Annotated in this window: 17 protein-coding genes; 5 read left to right on the top strand and 12 right to left on the bottom strand. The window is 56.1% G+C overall.

Translation table 11 applies throughout. The features are described 5' to 3' along the window. Window positions 1–21: 21 nt before the first annotated feature. The gene (locus tag KDX30_RS24500) at window positions 22–309 is read right to left on the bottom strand and encodes a hypothetical protein (protein ID WP_147471388.1); all 288 of its coding nucleotides are present in this window, start codon (window positions 307–309) and stop codon (window positions 22–24) included. Between the two features lie 3 nt (window positions 310–312). Between KDX30_RS24500 and KDX30_RS24495 the strand changes: the two genes are divergently transcribed. The 4 genes from KDX30_RS24495 (at window position 313) to KDX30_RS24480 (ending at window position 3,248) form a co-directional block, all read left to right on the top strand. Continuing rightward, window positions 313–771: a hypothetical protein gene (locus tag KDX30_RS24495; RefSeq protein WP_122397376.1), complete on the top strand. Its 459-nt coding sequence runs from the start codon at window positions 313–315 to the stop codon at window positions 769–771. A 15-nt stretch (window positions 772–786) separates the two neighbouring features. Then, the gene (locus KDX30_RS24490) at window positions 787–1,293 is read left to right on the top strand and encodes a hypothetical protein (protein ID WP_049826975.1); all 507 of its coding nucleotides are present in this window, start codon (window positions 787–789) and stop codon (window positions 1,291–1,293) included. A 63-nt stretch (window positions 1,294–1,356) separates the two neighbouring features. Then, window positions 1,357–2,610 (top strand): transporter, encoded by a 1,254-nt coding sequence (locus tag KDX30_RS24485; protein WP_231677726.1) that lies wholly within the window; start codon window positions 1,357–1,359, stop codon window positions 2,608–2,610. Window positions 2,611–2,699: 89 nt separating this feature from the next. Further along, entirely contained in the window at window positions 2,700–3,248 is a 549-nt protein-coding gene (locus tag KDX30_RS24480; protein ID WP_231677725.1) for a C39 family peptidase, read from the top strand. A 394-nt stretch (window positions 3,249–3,642) separates the two neighbouring features. Here KDX30_RS24480 and KDX30_RS24475 read toward each other — a convergent pair whose 3' ends face one another. From KDX30_RS24475 to dapE, 3 genes are all read right to left on the bottom strand, one after another. After that, a complete protein-coding gene (locus KDX30_RS24475) occupies window positions 3,643–4,020 on the bottom strand; it encodes a hypothetical protein (protein WP_231677724.1) in 378 nt (125 codons plus the stop codon). Between the two features lie 77 nt (window positions 4,021–4,097). Beyond that, a complete protein-coding gene (locus KDX30_RS24470) occupies window positions 4,098–4,907 on the bottom strand; it encodes a putative RNA methyltransferase (protein ID WP_231677723.1) in 810 nt (269 codons plus the stop codon). After that, window positions 4,907–6,058 carry a succinyl-diaminopimelate desuccinylase gene (gene dapE / locus KDX30_RS24465; RefSeq protein WP_231677722.1) on the bottom strand — a complete coding sequence of 384 codons (1,152 nt, stop codon included), beginning with the start codon at window positions 6,056–6,058 and terminating at the stop codon, window positions 4,907–4,909. Before dapE ends, KDX30_RS24470 begins: the two co-directional genes overlap by 1 nt. A 631-nt stretch (window positions 6,059–6,689) precedes the next feature. Between dapE and tcdA the strand changes: the two genes are divergently transcribed. Next, complete coding sequence (gene tcdA / locus KDX30_RS24460) at window positions 6,690–7,535, top strand: tRNA cyclic N6-threonylcarbamoyladenosine(37) synthase TcdA (RefSeq protein ID WP_027900577.1); 846 nt, start codon at window positions 6,690–6,692, stop codon at window positions 7,533–7,535. On the opposite strand, the gene KDX30_RS24455 is transcribed toward tcdA, so the two are convergent. The 8 genes from KDX30_RS24455 to map all read right to left on the bottom strand — a co-directional run bounded on the left by KDX30_RS24455 (window position 7,511) and on the right by map (window position 16,951). Further along, window positions 7,511–7,924 (bottom strand): SufE family protein, encoded by a 414-nt coding sequence (locus KDX30_RS24455; RefSeq protein ID WP_231677721.1) that lies wholly within the window; start codon window positions 7,922–7,924, stop codon window positions 7,511–7,513. The two genes, tcdA and KDX30_RS24455, sit on opposite strands and share 25 nt — an antisense overlap. After that, complete coding sequence (locus KDX30_RS24450; protein ID WP_231677720.1) at window positions 7,921–9,126, bottom strand: aminotransferase class V-fold PLP-dependent enzyme; 1,206 nt, start codon at window positions 9,124–9,126, stop codon at window positions 7,921–7,923. Before KDX30_RS24450 ends, KDX30_RS24455 begins: the two co-directional genes overlap by 4 nt. Window positions 9,127–9,183: 57 nt before the next feature. Beyond that, on the bottom strand, window positions 9,184–10,218 hold the full coding sequence (gene dapD / locus KDX30_RS24445) for a 2,3,4,5-tetrahydropyridine-2,6-dicarboxylate N-succinyltransferase (RefSeq protein ID WP_122397370.1): 1,035 nt from the start codon (window positions 10,216–10,218) through the stop codon (window positions 9,184–9,186). A 36-nt stretch (window positions 10,219–10,254) separates the two neighbouring features. Next, on the bottom strand, window positions 10,255–10,596 hold the full coding sequence (locus KDX30_RS24440; protein WP_027900581.1) for an ArsC family reductase: 342 nt from the start codon (window positions 10,594–10,596) through the stop codon (window positions 10,255–10,257). A 257-nt stretch (window positions 10,597–10,853) separates the two neighbouring features. Continuing rightward, on the bottom strand, window positions 10,854–11,765 hold the full coding sequence (locus KDX30_RS24435) for a hypothetical protein (RefSeq protein WP_231677719.1): 912 nt from the start codon (window positions 11,763–11,765) through the stop codon (window positions 10,854–10,856). A gap of 395 nt (window positions 11,766–12,160) precedes the next feature. Beyond that, the gene (dapC, locus tag KDX30_RS24430) at window positions 12,161–13,354 is read right to left on the bottom strand and encodes a succinyldiaminopimelate transaminase (RefSeq protein WP_099267712.1); all 1,194 of its coding nucleotides are present in this window, start codon (window positions 13,352–13,354) and stop codon (window positions 12,161–12,163) included. A 76-nt stretch (window positions 13,355–13,430) separates the two neighbouring features. Continuing rightward, window positions 13,431–16,127 carry a [protein-PII] uridylyltransferase gene (locus KDX30_RS24425; protein WP_231677718.1) on the bottom strand — a complete coding sequence of 899 codons (2,697 nt, stop codon included), beginning with the start codon at window positions 16,125–16,127 and terminating at the stop codon, window positions 13,431–13,433. Between the two features lie 41 nt (window positions 16,128–16,168). Then, complete coding sequence (gene map, locus KDX30_RS24420) at window positions 16,169–16,951, bottom strand: type I methionyl aminopeptidase (RefSeq protein ID WP_099267693.1); 783 nt, start codon at window positions 16,949–16,951, stop codon at window positions 16,169–16,171. Between the last annotated feature and the right edge of the window lie 321 nt (window positions 16,952–17,272).

The raw sequence follows: 17,272 nt of genomic DNA, 5'->3' as shown, positions 1-17,272 counted from the left end.
CCTGCGCATCAAAAAATAAACCTAAAATAAATTTTTATTGTGCGGCGCTTGGTTAGGAATAAAAAACCTTTTTAAAACATGGGGTTGTGTTGTTGGTAAGTCATTTTCAGGGATTGTTCCTACAGAAGTATAAGATGGGTCTTTATATATTAAGAGAGTGGCGGTTAGAAGTGTTGTAGGAAGCGGTTTTTGTGTGTGTTTGGTTGGTTGACATGTTGTTTTGTTGAGCATAATTTCTTTCTCGGTGCAGTGCTTGCTGTCTGTCTGATAATCGCTGTTATAAATAACCAATAAAAGTTTGGAGGGCATTTTATGTCTGTTGGTTTGGCTTTGCAGGGCAATAGTGTGGTGCGTGGGGCTGTAATGGCTTCGCCGTCTTTGATGAGCATGGAAAAAGCTGAGGCTATTGACTCTTTTAATGTGATGTTGGTAGAGACGATGTCGCCACTGTTAAAAGAGTCATTGAGGGGTGCGGAGAATAACCCCACTATGAACGCAGCTAATAAAGACGTTGTAAGTGGCGCAGGTGTCGTTGCTTTGAAGCATGTAGGTGATCAGTCGTCGCATATTTATGATGTTGAGATGATGACTTCAGAAGAGGAAATGGCTAAATATTTTTCGTTGCTGGAATTGCATTTTGCAGAGCTAGACGGTCTTCCAGTCGCGCGAGAATGCTCAGATTTTGAAAAGCAATGGCTCTCCAAGAGTGCTGCTGAGCGCGAAGAGGAGATATTGAAGATGTCGAACGCAATTTGTTGTTTTAGAGGTTGATTTATGGAGTGTAGAATGAAGTCTATTAGATATGTTCCGTTGTTGCTGGGGTTAGCGGTCTTTCCGGGTCTTGGTTTCGCAGGTAATCCAATTTTGGATTCGCTGGAGGAGCAATATTTTGGCTTGGAACGATTAGGGGATGAAAAATTAGCGAAGCTTAAAGGGACTAGGCTGATAGCTGACTTATCCATGCCTAGTGTGACAACCGGTATGCGTTATCACTACGTGTCTTGGAAGAAATTTGGAAACAAGGGCGATTACAGGTCTTACAATTATCTTGGTGATCACCACGATAATCGCTATGGATTTACCTATAAATGGGCTGGCTTTGCCGAGCCAACCAATGTTGCAGGTGATAAATGGATGGCTGACACCTCGGGCAATGCCCAGTTGTGGAATAAAGCTCAGTTTGAAATGGTGGAGTACCACTATCAGGTGCTGGATAAAAACACTCGGCTTCCTCGAGAGCTAGGTTTCCGAGAGTCGAGATGGAACAGGCCGATGTCAACGTTTCGTTGGTGATCCACTACCGACCTCAGACTTAACAGTCTGAGGTTTTTATTCTGGTTGTCTGCAGGTGGTTTGATGTTTAAGCAGTGGTTTATATTTTTAATCGTGATGTTAGCTTCGTTACATGGCGTTCAGGCGGATACGATTCGTTTAAAAAATGGTGATCTGTTATCTGGCGAAATGATTTCGTTTGGGCAGGGTATTGTCGTGTTCAAGTCCTCGTACGGTCCGCCCTTAAAATTCCAGTCAGAGGACATAACCTCACTGATGACTGAGGCTGAATACGAGGTGGTGTTTGTGAATGGAGACAGGGCAACCGGGCTATTAGAGGAGAACGAAGCCAGGCAGGGCATCCTGATGTCCGAAAATCTAGGGCGTGTTGATATAGAGTTTTCCAATGTGGTGGGCTTGGTTAAGAAGTTTGATGGCGGCAACGGCAGTCAGACACTTAACAAATCGATGAAACCACAACAGTACGGTCAACAGAAGATCGATGAGACTCCCTTGGACTTTTTGACAGGCTCAACCGTTCTCTTGGCACCAGGGCAGTATGAGTTGGACGTGGGTATGTCCTATAAGCAATTTCGGGATAAGCACTCTTTGTACAGCGTCGATCGTTTTCAGAAATCAACGCGTTCGGCCCGGATGTTTGAAGTAAGAAGTAGCCTTCGCGCCGGCTTGATGGCGGGCATTGAGGGGTACGTCAGTGTACCGGTCACCTATACCCATGTTGAGGACGTGTCTTCGAACGAGTATGTCCGTGATGCCGAGGCGTGGGATGTATCAGATCTTGGATTCGGTCTTCAGTATCAATTGACTGCTGAAACAGCGAATTTACCCGCGTTTTCTTTAACCGTAGATGGTTCGGCCCCAACCGGTAAGAAAAGGTACAGGGATCAGTTTCACGACTGGAAGGATCCTTTGGATAACGGCAGCGGTCACTGGAGTGTCGCGCCCGGTCTGGCCTTCGCACGTAATGTGGATCCGGCTATTTTGTTTGGAGGTATTAGCTATCGGTATTACTTTTCAGAAACGATCGATGGTTACCGCGTGAAGCCTGGTGCTTTACTCGGTAGTTATTTTGGCATCGGTTTTGGCTTGAACGAAAAGCTGTCACTGGGGAGCAGGCTGTCCTATGCCCATCGGGAGAATATGATGGTGAATCGCGAAAAGATTTTGGGTTCGGATGTCGACCCAGTTGAGCTTTCCTTCAATGCTTCATACAGAGCTTTCGATCGTTGGGTTATCTCACCTCAGATCACGTTTGGGATTAACCAGGACGCTGGGCAACCCTTGCTTGCGCTGAACGTCAAACGGCAATTCAACTGATGCAAGGCGCAAAGTGGTGGGTGGTATTTTTTGTGGCTCAGCTTGCGTCCTGTGCGCTATGTGCCAGCGAAGGTCCTCGATTGCGATCCATGAGTTATCTACAGATGGATGGGCTTGCTCGGCAAACCCTCGATTATTCATGCGGAGCGGCGGCGTTGGCATTTCTTTTAAAAAACTATTTCTACGATAAATGGCAAGAGCGAGAGGTCCTGGCGGACATTGTTTTTCGATTGTCTGAGGATGAGCTCAAGGAAAAGCAAAAAGTTGGTTTTTCGATGCTTGACCTTAAGCAGTCTGCCGAGCGATTGGGATACGTGGCTGAGGGTGTAGTCCTTTCAATGGGCGCTGCGTTGGCATTGAAAGGACCCGTGATCATCCTGTTACGTCGCGAGAAGTCCAATCACTTTGTGGTGCTCAAGGGTATCAAGCAAGGTCGGGCTTTTTTAGCCGATCCGTCTCGTGGGCATGTGCGGGTTCCCGCTTACGAGTTGTTTCAAGAGTGGAAAGGTGAAGCGTTAGTGCTTGGTAGGGAAGGGTTCGGTCTTCCGGGCCTGCACGGGCTTTCCCTTCCTAACGGTGGGCACGTAGCTCCCGAGCGAGACGTGGTCAGAGATATGCAGCGAATTCCAATCAACTGAAGTTTGGCCCAGACCAAGGATCCGGTTGTGCAGATGCTAGAGCGGATCCTTGTTTTAAAGGCGCGGCCTCCGTGTCCGTGGCACCGAGCCGTCTCGCGGCAAACATAGTATCTGTAGGAGCCAACTTGTTGGCGAAGGGGCTATCCGGCGACATTCATCAGTTGGCTGTACCAATGCCTCACCAACAGGTGCGCTCCTATCAAACTACAACTATCTGATTTGGAATGCTTTTCTGAAGGAGCTCACGAGCAACGCGAGGCAGCGATTGCGCCCTGTCTGATACACCGCTATCGCGGCCTCGCGTTGCTCGTGCACTCCTACAGATCCTCTGTTTGCGCGATACAGCGTGGTGCCATGGACACCGGAGGTTTCCCACAGGGGAGATGTTCGAGCGTTACGCCGTCTTCCAGGTAATCTCTTCCTCGCCATCGGCGCTGATACGTATCCAGCGGTCGGCGGTTTCGTCGCTTTCCTCTTCGACCCAGGTGCCGGGTGCGCATCGTACTTCTACGTTCAGGGTAGCGAATGCAGCGCGGGCGCAGGCGATGTCGTCTTCCCATGGCGTGTTGTCACTGTCCAGATGCAGGCTGTTCCACTTGCCTACTGCTTTTGGCAGCCAGGTCACCGGTACGTTTCCTGCCTTGCATTTCCAGGTCTGGCCTTTCTGTACCCAGTCGGTGCAAGGGCCGACCGCAACACTGAGCCACCCGGCGATGGCCTTGTGATCAACGTCAGTGTCCTTCAGGTAAATCTCGATATCGGGTTGGCGCATGGATGCCTCGTGAGAAAGTGAAAAAATCCATTCGCGGATTCAGTCGGATGCCCGGTACCGAGCATCTTCGTTGGTTGTTATTGCAATACGAAATAATCGTAGCGCATGGAAACGGTGACCTCGAAAGGTTCGGCCTGCTCAATCACATCTGCACGACGTTCCGCGCTGGCTCGCCAGCCGTGGGGCGTCATGGCCAGCAGATTGGCGCGGGCCTGACCGTCAACCAGGCTCAGCTTGAAACGCAGGGTTTCGCTATGAGCCAGCGACATGCCTTCCGGCACCAGAGCCAGATGTTTGTCATCGGCATAGTCCCGCACTTCGTCATAGAGTCGCTCGCGCAGTTCCATCAAATGCTCGCTGGTCGGGCCGACCCGCATCAAACCGCCGCCCGGCGTCAGCAGGCGCTTGGCTTCGTTCCAGTCCAGCGGGCTGAACACGCTAGCCAGAAACTGGCAGCTGGCGTCCGGCAGTGGCACGCGAGCCATGCTGGCAATCAACCAGGTCAATTTCGGATTGCGACGACAGGCGCGTTTGACCGCTTCTCGGGAGATGTCCAGTGCATAGCCATCGGCGTCCGGCAGGGCTTCGGCTATTTGCGCGGTGTAGTAACCCTCACCACAACCGATGTCCAGCCAGTGCGCGGGGGCACGTTCAGCGGCCAGTTCTGCCAGGCGCTTGGCTACCGGCGCGTAATGCCCGGCATTGAGGAAATCCCGGCGCGCCTCGACCATGGCCTGATTGTCACCAGGGTCGCGGCTGTTCTTGTGCTGCACCGGCAACAGGTTCAGATACCCCTGACGCGCGCGGTCGAAACGGTGGTTGGCCGGGCAGGCCACACCATTGTCCACCGCAGTCAGCGGGGCAGAGCAGATCGGGCAGGTCAGCATCAAGCGAGCAACTTGACCAGAGTCTGGTAGTAGATCTCGGTCAATACATCGAGATCGCTGGCCAGAATGCGCTCGTTGACCTGGTGAATCGTCGCGTTGACCGGACCCAGCTCTACAACCTGCGTACCCAAGGTGGCGATGAAACGGCCGTCAGAGGTGCCGCCGCTGGTGGACGCTTTGGTCTCGCGGCCAGTGACGGCCTTGATGCTGGCCGAGACCGCATCGAGCAAATCACCTGGCTCGGTGAGGAACGGCAGACCGGACAGCGCCCAGTCCACATGCCAGTCCAGACCATGCTTGTCGAGGATGGTCGACACCCGCTGCTGCAGACCTTCGACGGTGGACTCGGTAGAGAAGCGGAAGTTGAACACCGCTACCAGATCACCCGGAATCACGTTGGTCGCGCCAGTGCCGGAGTTCAGATTGGAGATCTGGAAGCTGGTCGGCGGGAAGAAATCATTGCCTTCGTCCCAATGTTCGGCGGCGAGCTCAGCCAAAGCCGGAGCCGCCAGATGAATCGGGTTGCGCGCCAGATGCGGATACGCCACATGGCCCTGTTTACCGCGAACGGTCAGCGTCGCGCCAAGTGAGCCGCGACGGCCGTTCTTGACCACATCGCCCACCAGCGTGGTGCTCGAAGGCTCGCCCACGATGCACCAGTCCAGCCGCTCGTTGCGCTCGCGCAACCGCTCAACCACGGCCTTGGTGCCATGATGCGCCGGACCCTCTTCGTCGCTGGTGATCAGGAAAGTGACTTTGCCTTTGTGGTCAGGGTGATCAGCGACGAAACGCTCGGCGGCCACGACCATTGCGGCCAGACTGCCTTTCATGTCGGCTGCGCCACGTCCGCACAGCATGCCGTCTGCATCGATCAGCGCATCGAATGGATCGTTTTGCCAGGCTTGAACCGGGCCGGTCGGGACCACGTCGGTATGACCGGCAAAGCACAATACCGGCCCTTCGTTGTTGCCATGGCTGGCCCAGAAATTATCCACGTCCTCGATTCGCATCGGCTCCAGCTTGAAGCCTGCGTTCCCGAGGCGCGCCATCATCACGGCCTGACAATCGGCATCAATGGGCGTGACCGAAGGACGACTTATCAGGTCGCAGGCAAGTTGCAGCGTAGGCGAAAGGTCGGCTGGGGCCGTCATGTACAAAACTCCGGTTGATAGCGCGGATGGTCCGGTGACGCACGGATCATATAAGGGCGCGAAAAAGGCGCTTATCTTAAAGCAAAACGGGAAGGGGGAGCCGCCGTTTATGGATAAGGGCGCTTATTTTCTCCAGTGAAAGGGGTGGCATCGGGCCGGTATCGTGAGCGTGCTTCAAATCGCGTAAGCCCCTTTCGCCAACAAGTTGGTTCCTACCTTTAAAACCGAACAGTCTGGGCCTCCGCGTCGCCGTGGCAGGAGCGAACTTGTTCGCGAGGCGGCATGCGTGAATAACCGCGTCAGCCCCTCTCGCCAACAAGTTGCCTCCTACCTTTAAAGGCGACCAGTCTGGGCCTCCGCGTCGCCCTGGTAGGAGCGAACTTGTTCGCGAGGCGGCATGCGTGAATAACCGCGTCAGCCCCTCTCGCCAACAAGTTGGCTCCTACCTTTAAAACCGAACAGTCTGGGCCTCCGCGTCGCCCTGGTAGGAGCGAACTTGTTCGCGAGGCGGTATGCGTGAATAACCGCGTCAGCCCCACCTCAGTACATTTTCTGACCAATCACCCCACCTTCAGGATGCCCTAACCCAGCCAAAGCCCTATAATGCGCGCCGGTTTTTGGGGTATTGGTCATGAGTTCAGAAGATCCGCGTTTTGCAGGTATCGCCCGTTTGTACGGCATCGAAGGTCTGGAGCGGCTGCGTGCCGCCCATGTTGCTGTGGTCGGTATCGGCGGTGTCGGTTCCTGGGCGGCTGAAGCCATGGCGCGTTCTGGGGTGGGTGAGATTTCCCTGTTTGATCTGGATGACGTCTGCGTCAGCAACAGCAATCGTCAGTTGCATGCGCTGGACAGCACCGTGGGTCGCCCCAAAGTTGAAGTGATGGCTGAGCGTCTGAGGGCGATCAATCCGGATTGCGTTGTACACGCGGTGGCTGATTTCGTCACTCGCGACACCATGGCCGAGTACATCACACCGGATCTGGATTGCGTGCTGGACTGCATCGACGCGGTCAACGCCAAGGCAGCGCTGATTGCCTGGTGCAAGCGTCGCAAGATCCAGATCATCACCACCGGCGGTGCGGGTGGGCAGATTGATCCGACGCTGATTCAGGTCTGCGATTTGAACCGTACCTTCAACGATCCACTGGCTTCAAAAGTACGCTCGACCCTGCGCCGCGATTATGGCTTCTCGCGGACCATGAATCGTCATTACAGCGTGCCGTGCGTGTTCTCCACTGAACAACTGCGCTATCCGAAGCCGGATGGCAGCATTTGCCTGCAGAAGAGTTTTGTCGGGGATGGGGTCAAGCTGGATTGCGCCGGTGGTTTTGGCGCGGTGATGATGGTGACAGCGACCTTCGGCATGGTCGCTGCCACCAAGGCAGTAGACAAAATTGTTGCTGGTGTACGTCGTCCATCGGAGCGTGCCAAGCCGGTGTCGGTACCGCCGTCTCAGCCCGCCGCTTCCGTCAGCTGACGCATCCTTTGCAGCACGGCATTCAGGCCGTTGCTGCGTGAAGGGGAGAGTTGACGGCTCAGGCCGAGCTGGTTGAACCAGTCAGGCAAATCCACGTGCTGGAGCTCTGTTGCCGACAAGCCGTTGACCCGAGCCAGCAATAGCGCCACCAGACCACGAATCATCCGCGCATCGCTGGCCGCGCGAAACTGCCAATGACTGTCCGTCATATCACCCAGCAGCCAGACCTTGCTTTCACAACCGTGGACCAGGTTTTCGTCTGACTTTTCTTCGTCGTTCAGTGCAGGCAATCGCTCGCCCCATTGCATAAGCAATCGCGCACGTTGCTCCCAGCCTTGAGGTTGAGCAAAGGTGTCCAGTGCGGTTTGTGCGTCGACGGGCAGGTTCATCGTAATAACCCCAGCGCCTGATCCAGCGCGTTGAAGAAGTGTTGCAAGTCGCTTGAGTCGTTGTAGAGCGCCAGGGAAACCCGAATTGCCCCCGACAGGCCAAGGCTTTTCAGCAGCGGCATAGCGCAGTGATGACCCGCACGCACGGCGATGCCCTGTTCTGTCAGCAGATGCGCGAGGTCGGCGTTGTGCACGCCTTCCACTGTAAAGCTGACCAACGCCAGTTGCGGCTCGCCCAGCACCCGCACACCATCCCGCTGACGCAAGCCTTCAAGCAGCATCGCGTGCAGCGCTGCTTCATGCTCCAGCACTGCGCGGTGATCAAGGCTCTGCAAATAATCCAGCGTTGCGCCAAGGCCGATCACACCGGCAATCGGTGGCGTCCCGGCTTCGAAACCCAGCGGTGCCGGGCGGAATTTCGCATGGTCGTAATCAGTGGTCAGGACCATCTCGCCGCCGAACTGCCAGTGTTGCAGGCGCGGCAGCACGTCATTGCGGCCATACAGAATGCCGACGCCTTCCGGGCCGTATAGCTTGTGGCTGGAAAACACGTAGAAGTCGCAGCCCAGCGCTTGCACGTCATGTCGACCATGGACGACACCTTGAGCGCCATCGACAACAGTCAGTGCGCCGTGGGCCTTGGCCTGTGCGAGTAATTCCGGCAGTGGCTGCCAGGCGCCCAGCACGTTGGACAGTTGGCTCACAGCAAGCAGGCGGGTGCGGTCACCGATCAGTTGCGCAGCGGCGCTCAGGTCGATCAGCCCTTGCTCATTGAGCGGCAGAATGACCAGCTTCAGATCGCGGCGTTGAGCCAGTTGCTGCCAGGGCAACAGGTTGGCGTGATGTTCCAGTGCGCTGATGGCGATTTCATCGCCCGCGACGAACTCATGCTCCAGGCCGTAGGCCAGCATGTTCAAGGCAGAAGTAGCACCATGGGTAAAAATAATCTGACCTGTCTCACTGGCATTGAGCCAATGGGCAACTTTGCTGCGGCTATCCTCGAACGCCTGAGTCGCATGCGCACCCGGCAGATGCTGGGCGCGATGCACATTGGCTGCGCCATTGGCGTAGTAATGATTAAGGGCGTCGAGCAGGGCTTGAGGTTTCTGGGTGGTCGCGGCGTTGTCCAGATAGGTCTGGCCTTGCCGTTGCAGGGCGTCGATGGCTGGAAAGTCAGCGCGCCAAGGGGAAAAGAGGGGCATTTGCTTTGACTCGGTGAGTCAGGCCCGATCATGAGATCGGACCTGATGCAGCATCGATCAGTTGTGAGCGTGCAGCGCTTCGTTCAGCTCGATGGCCGACTTGTGGGTTTTGCATTCCACAGCGCCGGTTTCGGAGTTGCGACGGAACAGCAGGTCAGGTTGACCAGCCAGGTCACGGGCTTTAACGATTTTGACCAGCTTGTTCTGATCATCCAGCAGCGCAACCTTGGTGCCAGCGGTCACGTACAGACCCGACTCCACGGTGTTGCGGTCGCCCAATGGAATGCCGATACCTGCGTTGGCACCGATCAGGCAGCCTTCGCCTACTTTAATGACGATGTTGCCGCCACCGGACAAGGTACCCATGGTGGAGCAACCGCCGCCCAGGTCAGAGCCTTTGCCGACGAAGACGCCAGCCGAAACACGACCTTCGATCATGCCCGGGCCTTCGGTGCCTGCGTTGAAGTTGACGAAACCTTCGTGCATCACGGTAGTGCCTTCGCCGATGTAAGCGCCCAGACGAATACGCGCGCTGTCAGCGATACGCACGCCGGTCGGTACGACGTAATCGGTCATTTTCGGGAATTTGTCGACGGAGAACACTTCCAGCAGCTCGCCCTTGAGGCGTGCTTCCAGCTGGCGCGGGGCCAGTTCGTTCAGGTCGATGGCACCCTGGCTGGTCCAGGCGACGTTTGGCAGCAACGGGAAAATCCCGGCCAGACTCAGGCCATGTGGCTTGACCAGACGATGGGACAGCAGATGCAGCTTGAGGTAAGCCTCAGGGGTGGACGTCAGCGCAGCATCTTCAGCGAGCAGGGTCGCGACCAATGGCTTGTGGCTCTCGGCCAGACGGGTCAGCAATGCAGCCTGACCGGCGTCAACGGACTTGAGAGCCTCAGCCAGCTTCGACGCCTGATCGGTGTTGAAGGTAATGGCCTGGTTGCCACCGGTATAACCCAGTACTGGCGTTACAGCTGCGATCAATTCAGCGGACGGGTTGATCAGCGGCTGGGCGTAGAAAACTTCCAGCCATGCGCCTTGACGGTTTTGAGTGCCGACACCGAAGGCCAGGCTGAACAGGGAAGTGGACATGCAAATACCTCTTACTAATTTAAAGGGCTATCTCAGTCAGGCGATAGCCGCTGCATACAGGTCTGGTTTAAAGCCAATCAGGGTTCTGTCGCCGAGATCGAGCACCGGGCGCTTGATCATCGACGGTTGAGCGAGCATCAGTTCAATCGCTTTATCCTGATCGAGGTCGGCTTTCTGCGCCTCGTCCAGCTTGCGAAAGGTGGTGCCTGCGCGGTTCAACACTGTCTGCCAGCCGTGCTCGTTGCACCACCGGGTCAGATGTTCGCGGTCAATACCTTGGGTTTTGTAGTCGTGAAAATCGTAGCTCACCGGCTTTTCATCGAGCCACGTGCGGGCCTTTTTCATCGTGTCGCACGCTTTGATCCCATACAGGTGCAACTTGTTGATTTCATCAGCCACGAGCTTGCCCCCTTTGAGACGGTTGAAAAACGGTCACGGATTATGCCATGGACACGCGGGCTGGGCGTGTCCTGCCGACGTGTTTATGTCCCCAGGCACGACTTTTTTGCCTGTGTCCTGCCGTTGGCTGAAGGTGACGCGATAGTTTAAGCCGCCAATATGGCACTTCGATGGGTGCCACGACGGAATGGCGCAGTCGGGTCTCAATGAGGCCAAACCGCGCGTGGCAAAGTAGATTAACCCTGGCTAGCCGTCTTCTCAGAGGTGGCTGCCGTGCTCGGTGCACTTGTGGCGTCAGGTACATTTAAAGCGACAACCGGCTGAGCTGTCCCGCCCGTCGAGCTGGTTTTTTTGCCGGTGAATGGGTCTTCCTCGTCTTCTTCGACTTTTTCCGAGTTCATTTCGGCAATGATGTCGAACAGGGTTTTCTGAACTTTGGGCTTCTCCGGGTTTTCCAGACTCGCGATGCTCTCCTCCAGCCCCTGGTGCATGCGCATCCAGGTTGCAGAGCTTTTTTCTTCGCTGCTGACCTGGTTCAAGAACTTCAGGCCCACCTTGAAGCGCGTGAGATCGTCACCTTTGTATGGATCGACAAAGTCGTTTTCCAGCGACGTCAAGCCACTGTACAGGCCCATCGCCAGGCCAAACTGACGGTTCATCGCATCCGATGCTTCCTCCTGCTCCGCTTTGGTAAACAGGCCGCCTTCATTCTTGCTCACCGCGTACAGAGACCTGCGGTCAAGATCGCCCAGCAACGAGTTGGTGTCAGCCGCTTCCTTGTCGTGACGGTTATAGGGGGTGCCGCTGGCTTTCATCTGTGCGTACTTGTCGTCCATGCGAGCACGGGCGTCAGTGGCGACATCAGCGAAAGACAGGCCCTTGGAGCTTGATTCAAGACCAGGGTTAGCAACTGCCATCAACAAAGCATTGGCACTCATGCCGGGACGAGTTGGATACAGTTTAGAGGCGGAGGAGGTTTTCTGACTGAGTTCGAGCGCTGCGCTGGAAAAGGTCGCCTTATCGACGCTCGGTGCTTCCTCTTGGAGGGCAGTCGTTGATGCGGTAGCGATCCTGGTTGGGCTAGTCGCTGCATTGACACCGTTATAGGCGGCAGTGCCACTGTTGGAGAGCGTCGATACAAGGCTCATATGTTCATCCATGACGTGAGTTTCAGGTTGTATCGGCTTTGAAACAAATACCTGAATAGGGAATTGTTCAATATCTCAGGCAGCGCCGGTGCAGGATTTTTGTAGGAGCTGCCGAAGGCTGCGATGGCGGTATGCCAGGAAGATTGTTATCGCAGCCTTCGGCAGCTCTTGGAGAAAATTTTGACAGGAGCCCACTTGTTGCTGGCATCACACTGTCGTCCAGAAAACAGTGGAGCTGTAGGAGTGAGCTTGCTCGCGATGGCGTTTAATCAGACGAAGTACTTCGATTGGTAAATAGCTATCGCGAGCAAGCTCACTCCTACAAGGAGAAGGGGCTGTGCTCTCTAGCATTGATCAACACCCCACGGCACATTGCATGCCGTGGGGAATACGCATCACTTGTTGATAAAGTCGCGAATTCGTTCTGCCGCTTCAATGCATTCGGCCAGCGGCGCAACCAGTGCCAGGCGCACGCGTCCAGCACCCGGGTTGAAACCGTCCACTTCGCGGGACAGATAGGAGCCCGGCACCACGGTCACATGTTGATCAACGAACAGATCGCGGCAGAATTCTGCGTCGTCGCCGCCAACGCTTGGCCACAGGTAGAAGCCACCGTCGGGACGCTGCACATCCATCACTGGTGCAAGAATCTCCAGCACGGCATCAAATTTCTCGCGATATAGATCACGGTTGGCGCGCACGTGTTCTTCATCATTCCAGGCCGCAATGCTGGCCAACTGGGTTTGTACCGGCATCGCGCAGCCGTGGTAGGTGCGATAGAGCAGGAACGCTTTGAGGATATCTGCGTCGCCTGCCACGAAACCGGAACGCAGGCCCGGCAGGTTGGAACGCTTGGACAGGCTGTGGAAAACCACGCAACGTTTAAAATCCTGGCGACCCAGTTCCACGCAGGCGCTGAGCAGGCCGGCAGGCGGGGTTTGTTCGTCGAAGTACAGCTCGCTGTAGCACTCGTCGGCGGCGATCACGAAGTCGTGTTCGTCTGCCAGTGCGATCAGCTTCTTCAGGGTTTCTACCGGGATCAGCGCGCCGGTCGGGTTGCCCGGAGAGCACAGGAACAGAATCTGACAGCGCTTCCAGGTATCGGCCGACACTGCGTCAAAGTCAGGGTTGAAGCCGTTCTCAGCCAGGCACGGCAAGTAGTGCGGCTTTGCACCTGCCAGAAACGCTGCGCCTTCGTAGATCTGATAGAACGGGTTCGGGCTGATAACCAGCGCGTCGTCGCCACGGTTGACCACGGTCTGGGTGAAGGCAAACAGTGCTTCGCGGGTGCCATTGACTGGCAACACGTTACGCGCCGGGTCCAGCCAGCCACTCGGCACGCCAAAGCGCCGCTCGCACCAGCCGGTAATGGCTTCGCGCAACGCCGGTATGCCCAGTGTTGTTGGATAGACGGCCATCTGGTCTAGGTTGTCGGTCATGGCTTTGGCGACGAAGTCCGGCGAGCGATGCTTGGGTTCGCCGATGGACAGCGCAACCGGGCGCTTGTCGGGGTTTGGCGTCACGCTGCCGAGCAGGGCACGAAGCTTTTCGAAAGGGTAGGGCTGGAGCAGTTGCATCGCGTTATTCATGGGGCTGGCTTCCAGAAGCAGGGCGCTCAAGTGGCTGAGCGCCATAAGTCGATTCATTGAACAGCGTCAGGTTGACTCAGATGCTGATGCGCAATTCGCCGGGCTCGTGATTGACGTTCAGTTGCTCGACGATGGCGTCCTGCAGCTGACTGCATAGCTGCGGATCGGACAACGGCTGGTTGTTGGCATCGGTGATGAAGAACACGTCTTCCACTCGCTCGCCCAGCGTGGCGATCTTGGCGTTTTGCAGCGACAGGTCGAACTCCAGAAATATCTTGCCGATCCGCGCCAGCAGGCCGGGGCGATCCGGTGCTGACAGCTCCAGAATGGTCACCGGACGCTGGGCATCGTTGTGGATCGTTACCTGAGGCGCAAAGGCGAAATGCTTGAGCTGGCGCGGTACGCGACGTTTGATGATCGTCGGGTAGTCGTCAGGGTTACGCAATGCTTCGGTCAGGCCTTCGCGAATCTGCTTGATGCGTTCAGGGTTATTGCCGATCGAGCCGCCGTCGTTGTCCAGCACGATGTAGGTGTCGAGGGTGAACTTGCTACTTGAGGTGATGACTCGGGCGTCATGAATGTTCAGGTTCAACTGGTCCATCGCCGCCACGGTCACTGCGAAGAAGTCATGCTGGTCCGGGGCATAAATGAATATTTGGGTACCGCCTTCAAACTCGCGCTGGGTGGTTTCCTTGATCAGTACCAGTGAGCCGCCATCTGAAGGCTGCTGCAATATCGCATCGCTGTGCCAGGCCACATCGCCAGCGGTGTGGCGCAGGAAGTAATCGTCGCCCAGTTGTGACCAGAGCTGCTCGACATCGTCCGGATCGGTGCCGTTGCGAACCAGGATGTCCAGCGCCGCAGTTTGTGTGCGGCGTATCTGTTCTTCGCGGTCCACCGGGTTTTCCAGGCCGCGCTTGAGGGCGCGCTTGGTTTCGGTGTACAGCTGGCGCAACAGGCTTGCCCGCCATGAGTTCCACAGCGTCGGGTTCGTGGCATTAATGTCGGCAACGGTCAGCACGTAGAGATAGTCCAGGTGGATTTCATCCCCCACGAACTGGGCGAAATCGTGGATCACCTGCGGATCGGACAAGTCCTTGCGCTGGGCCGTCGTGGACATCACCAAGTGGTGGCTGACCAGCCAGACGATGAGGCGCGTATCCCATGTCGGCAACTGATGACGAATGCCAAAGGCCTCAGCATCAACGGCACCGAGTTCCGAGTGGTCGCCACCGCGGCCCTTGCCGATATCGTGATAAAGACCGGCGAGGTAGATCAACTCCGGCTTCGGCAACCTGCCCATGACCTTGCTGGCCAGCGGGAATTTCTCCGACACCTGCGTGTATTGAAGCTTGCGCAGGTGTTTGATCAGATTCAGCGTGTGCGCATCAACCGTATAGATGTGGAACAGGTCATGCTGCATCTGCCCGACGATATGGCCAAACTCCGGCAAATAAAGCCCGAGAATCCCGTAACGGTTCATTCGGCGCAGGTTTCGATGAATGCCCAGCTCACACTTGAATAGTTCGATGAACAGGCTGGTGTTGCGAATATCGTTACGGAAATCGTCGTTGATCAAGTGCCGGTGTTCGCGCAGCAGCCGAATGGTGTCGGCGCGCACACCTTTGATTTCCGGGTGCTGGGCCATCAGCACAAAAATCTCGATCATGGCAAACGGCGTACGTTTGAAGACGTTGGCGTGGGTCGCCTCGATATAACCGTCGTGTACCTGAAAGCGTGAGTTGAGCGGTTGAGTGATCGCGCCTTCGTCGTCGGTCAGGATGACCTCTTCGAAATGCTGGATGATCAGATCACTGAGTTGCGCGATGCTCATCACCACCCGGTAGTACTTCTGCATGAAGCGTTCGATGGCCAGCTTGGCGTCATTGTCCTGATAACCCAGCAGATTGGCGATGCTGCTCTGATGGTCGAACAGCAGGCGATCTTCAGAGCGGCCAGCCAGCATGTGCAGCGCGTAACGCACTTTCCAGAGGAAGTCCTGGGAGGAGGCGAGCAGGTTGTTTTCGCTCTCCAGCAAAAAGCCTTCGCCCGCCAGTGCGTGGAGATTCAACGTGCCGTACTGGCGGCGGGCGACCCATAGAATGGTCTGGATATCGCGCAGGCCACCGGGCGAGCCTTTAACGTTAGGCTCAAGGTTGTATTCGGTGTCGTTGTACTTGTGATGCCGGGTTTTCTGCTCGGCACGCTTGGCCAGGAAAAACTCTTTGCTGGGCCACATCTGTTTCGGGCTGGTGACTTCCAGCATGCGCTGGCGCAGGCGTTCAGGTCCGGCGATAGTGCGGCTTTCCATCAGGTTAGTGATCACCGTCAGGTCGGCACGACCCTCAGTTGCGCATTCATCCACCGAGCGCACGCTTTGGCCTACTTCAAGGCCGATGTCCCAAAGCAACGTAAGAAAGCGCTCAATGGGCTCGCGGAAAACTTCGTGGTCAGCACTGTCCAGCAAGATCAGCAGATCGATGTCCGAATAAGGATGCAATTCACCACGGCCATAACCGCCGACGGCCAGTAGAGCGATATCGGCTTCTTCGCTCCAGTCGAAATGGTCCCATGCCTGTTGCAGGATGTTGTCCACAAACCAGGCGCGATCTTCGATCAGGCGTCGAATATCACGGCCAGCCTTGAAGCGCGCATCGAGCACCTCCCGCGCGTTGCGGATGGCTTTCTTGAACGCGGCAATCGGACTCGCCTTCAACGCCAGTTCGGCCTGGAACTGACCACGGTCGAACAAATCGGGATCCACCTGCGGCATGGAACTGCTTTCCTTTTATCTAGATCAAGCGAGCGTTGTGATCAGGCTGATGTGCGGGCGATGGTGTCGTCGCTGCGCAGGGTAAAAATTTCATAGCCCTCAGCGGTCACCAGAATGGTGTGCTCCCACTGTGCTGACAGCTTGCGGTCCTTGGTGATCGCAGTCCAGCCGTCACCCAGCAGGCGGGTTTCGGCACGGCCCTGATTGATCATTGGCTCGATGGTGAAGGTCATGCCTTCTACCAGTGCCATGCCTTCGCCAGCCTTGCCGTAATGCACGACTTGCGGCTCTTCATGGAACACCTTGCCAATGCCGTGGCCGCAATATTCGCGAACTACGGAGAAGCCGCTCTTTTCAGCGTGTTTCTGGATGACTTCGCCGATATCACCCAATGTTGCGCCAGGGCGGACAACTTCGATGCCTTTATACAGGCATTCCTGAGTGATTTTCGACAGGCGCTCGGCCCACTCAGGGACTTTGCCTACGTGAAACATCTTGCTGGTATCGCCGTGGTAGCCGTCTTTGATAACGGTGACGTCGATGTTCAGAACGTCGCCATTTTTCAATGGCTTTTCATTCGGGATGCCATGGCACACAACGTGGTTGATCGAGGTGCAGATCGACTTGGGGAAGCCTTTGTAATTCAGCGGAGCCGGTATAGCTTTCTGCTCGTTGACGATGTAATCGTGGCAGATGCGGTCCAGCTCTTCAGTGGTGACGCCAGGCTTGACGTAAGCACCGATCATTTCCAGGACATCGGCAGCCAGACGACCGGCAATGCGCATTTTTTCGATGTCTTCGGGGGTTTTGATGGTGACGGTCATACGAACTCTCTCGGCGCACAGGGGGCGCGGCTAATACGGAAAACGGCGATTCTAGCAGACCGTCGCAGGTGGGGGATTGTTGCTTCCTTATATAGGGTGCTGGGGCTTTTAGTTTTGTGTGTATATCCGTTGGTGGGGTGAAGGCTGCTATAGGTTGCGCTTTTACAGCGCCTCACTTTTGAACAGCGCAAAAGTAAGCAAAACGCTCTTGCCCCACCACTTGGTGCCTCGCTGTCGCTCGGCATGCCCGTAATCCGACATTGCTGCGTGGGGCCGCCGCCACCGGCCATCCATGGCCTGAGGCGGCTAAACCGGCATCCC

Origin of the sequence: Pseudomonas quasicaspiana (assembly GCF_021147825.1) — a bacterium.
Lineage (GTDB): Bacteria > Pseudomonadota > Gammaproteobacteria > Pseudomonadales > Pseudomonadaceae > Aquipseudomonas > Aquipseudomonas quasicaspiana.
This window is presented reverse-complemented; position numbering and strand designations above follow the sequence as displayed.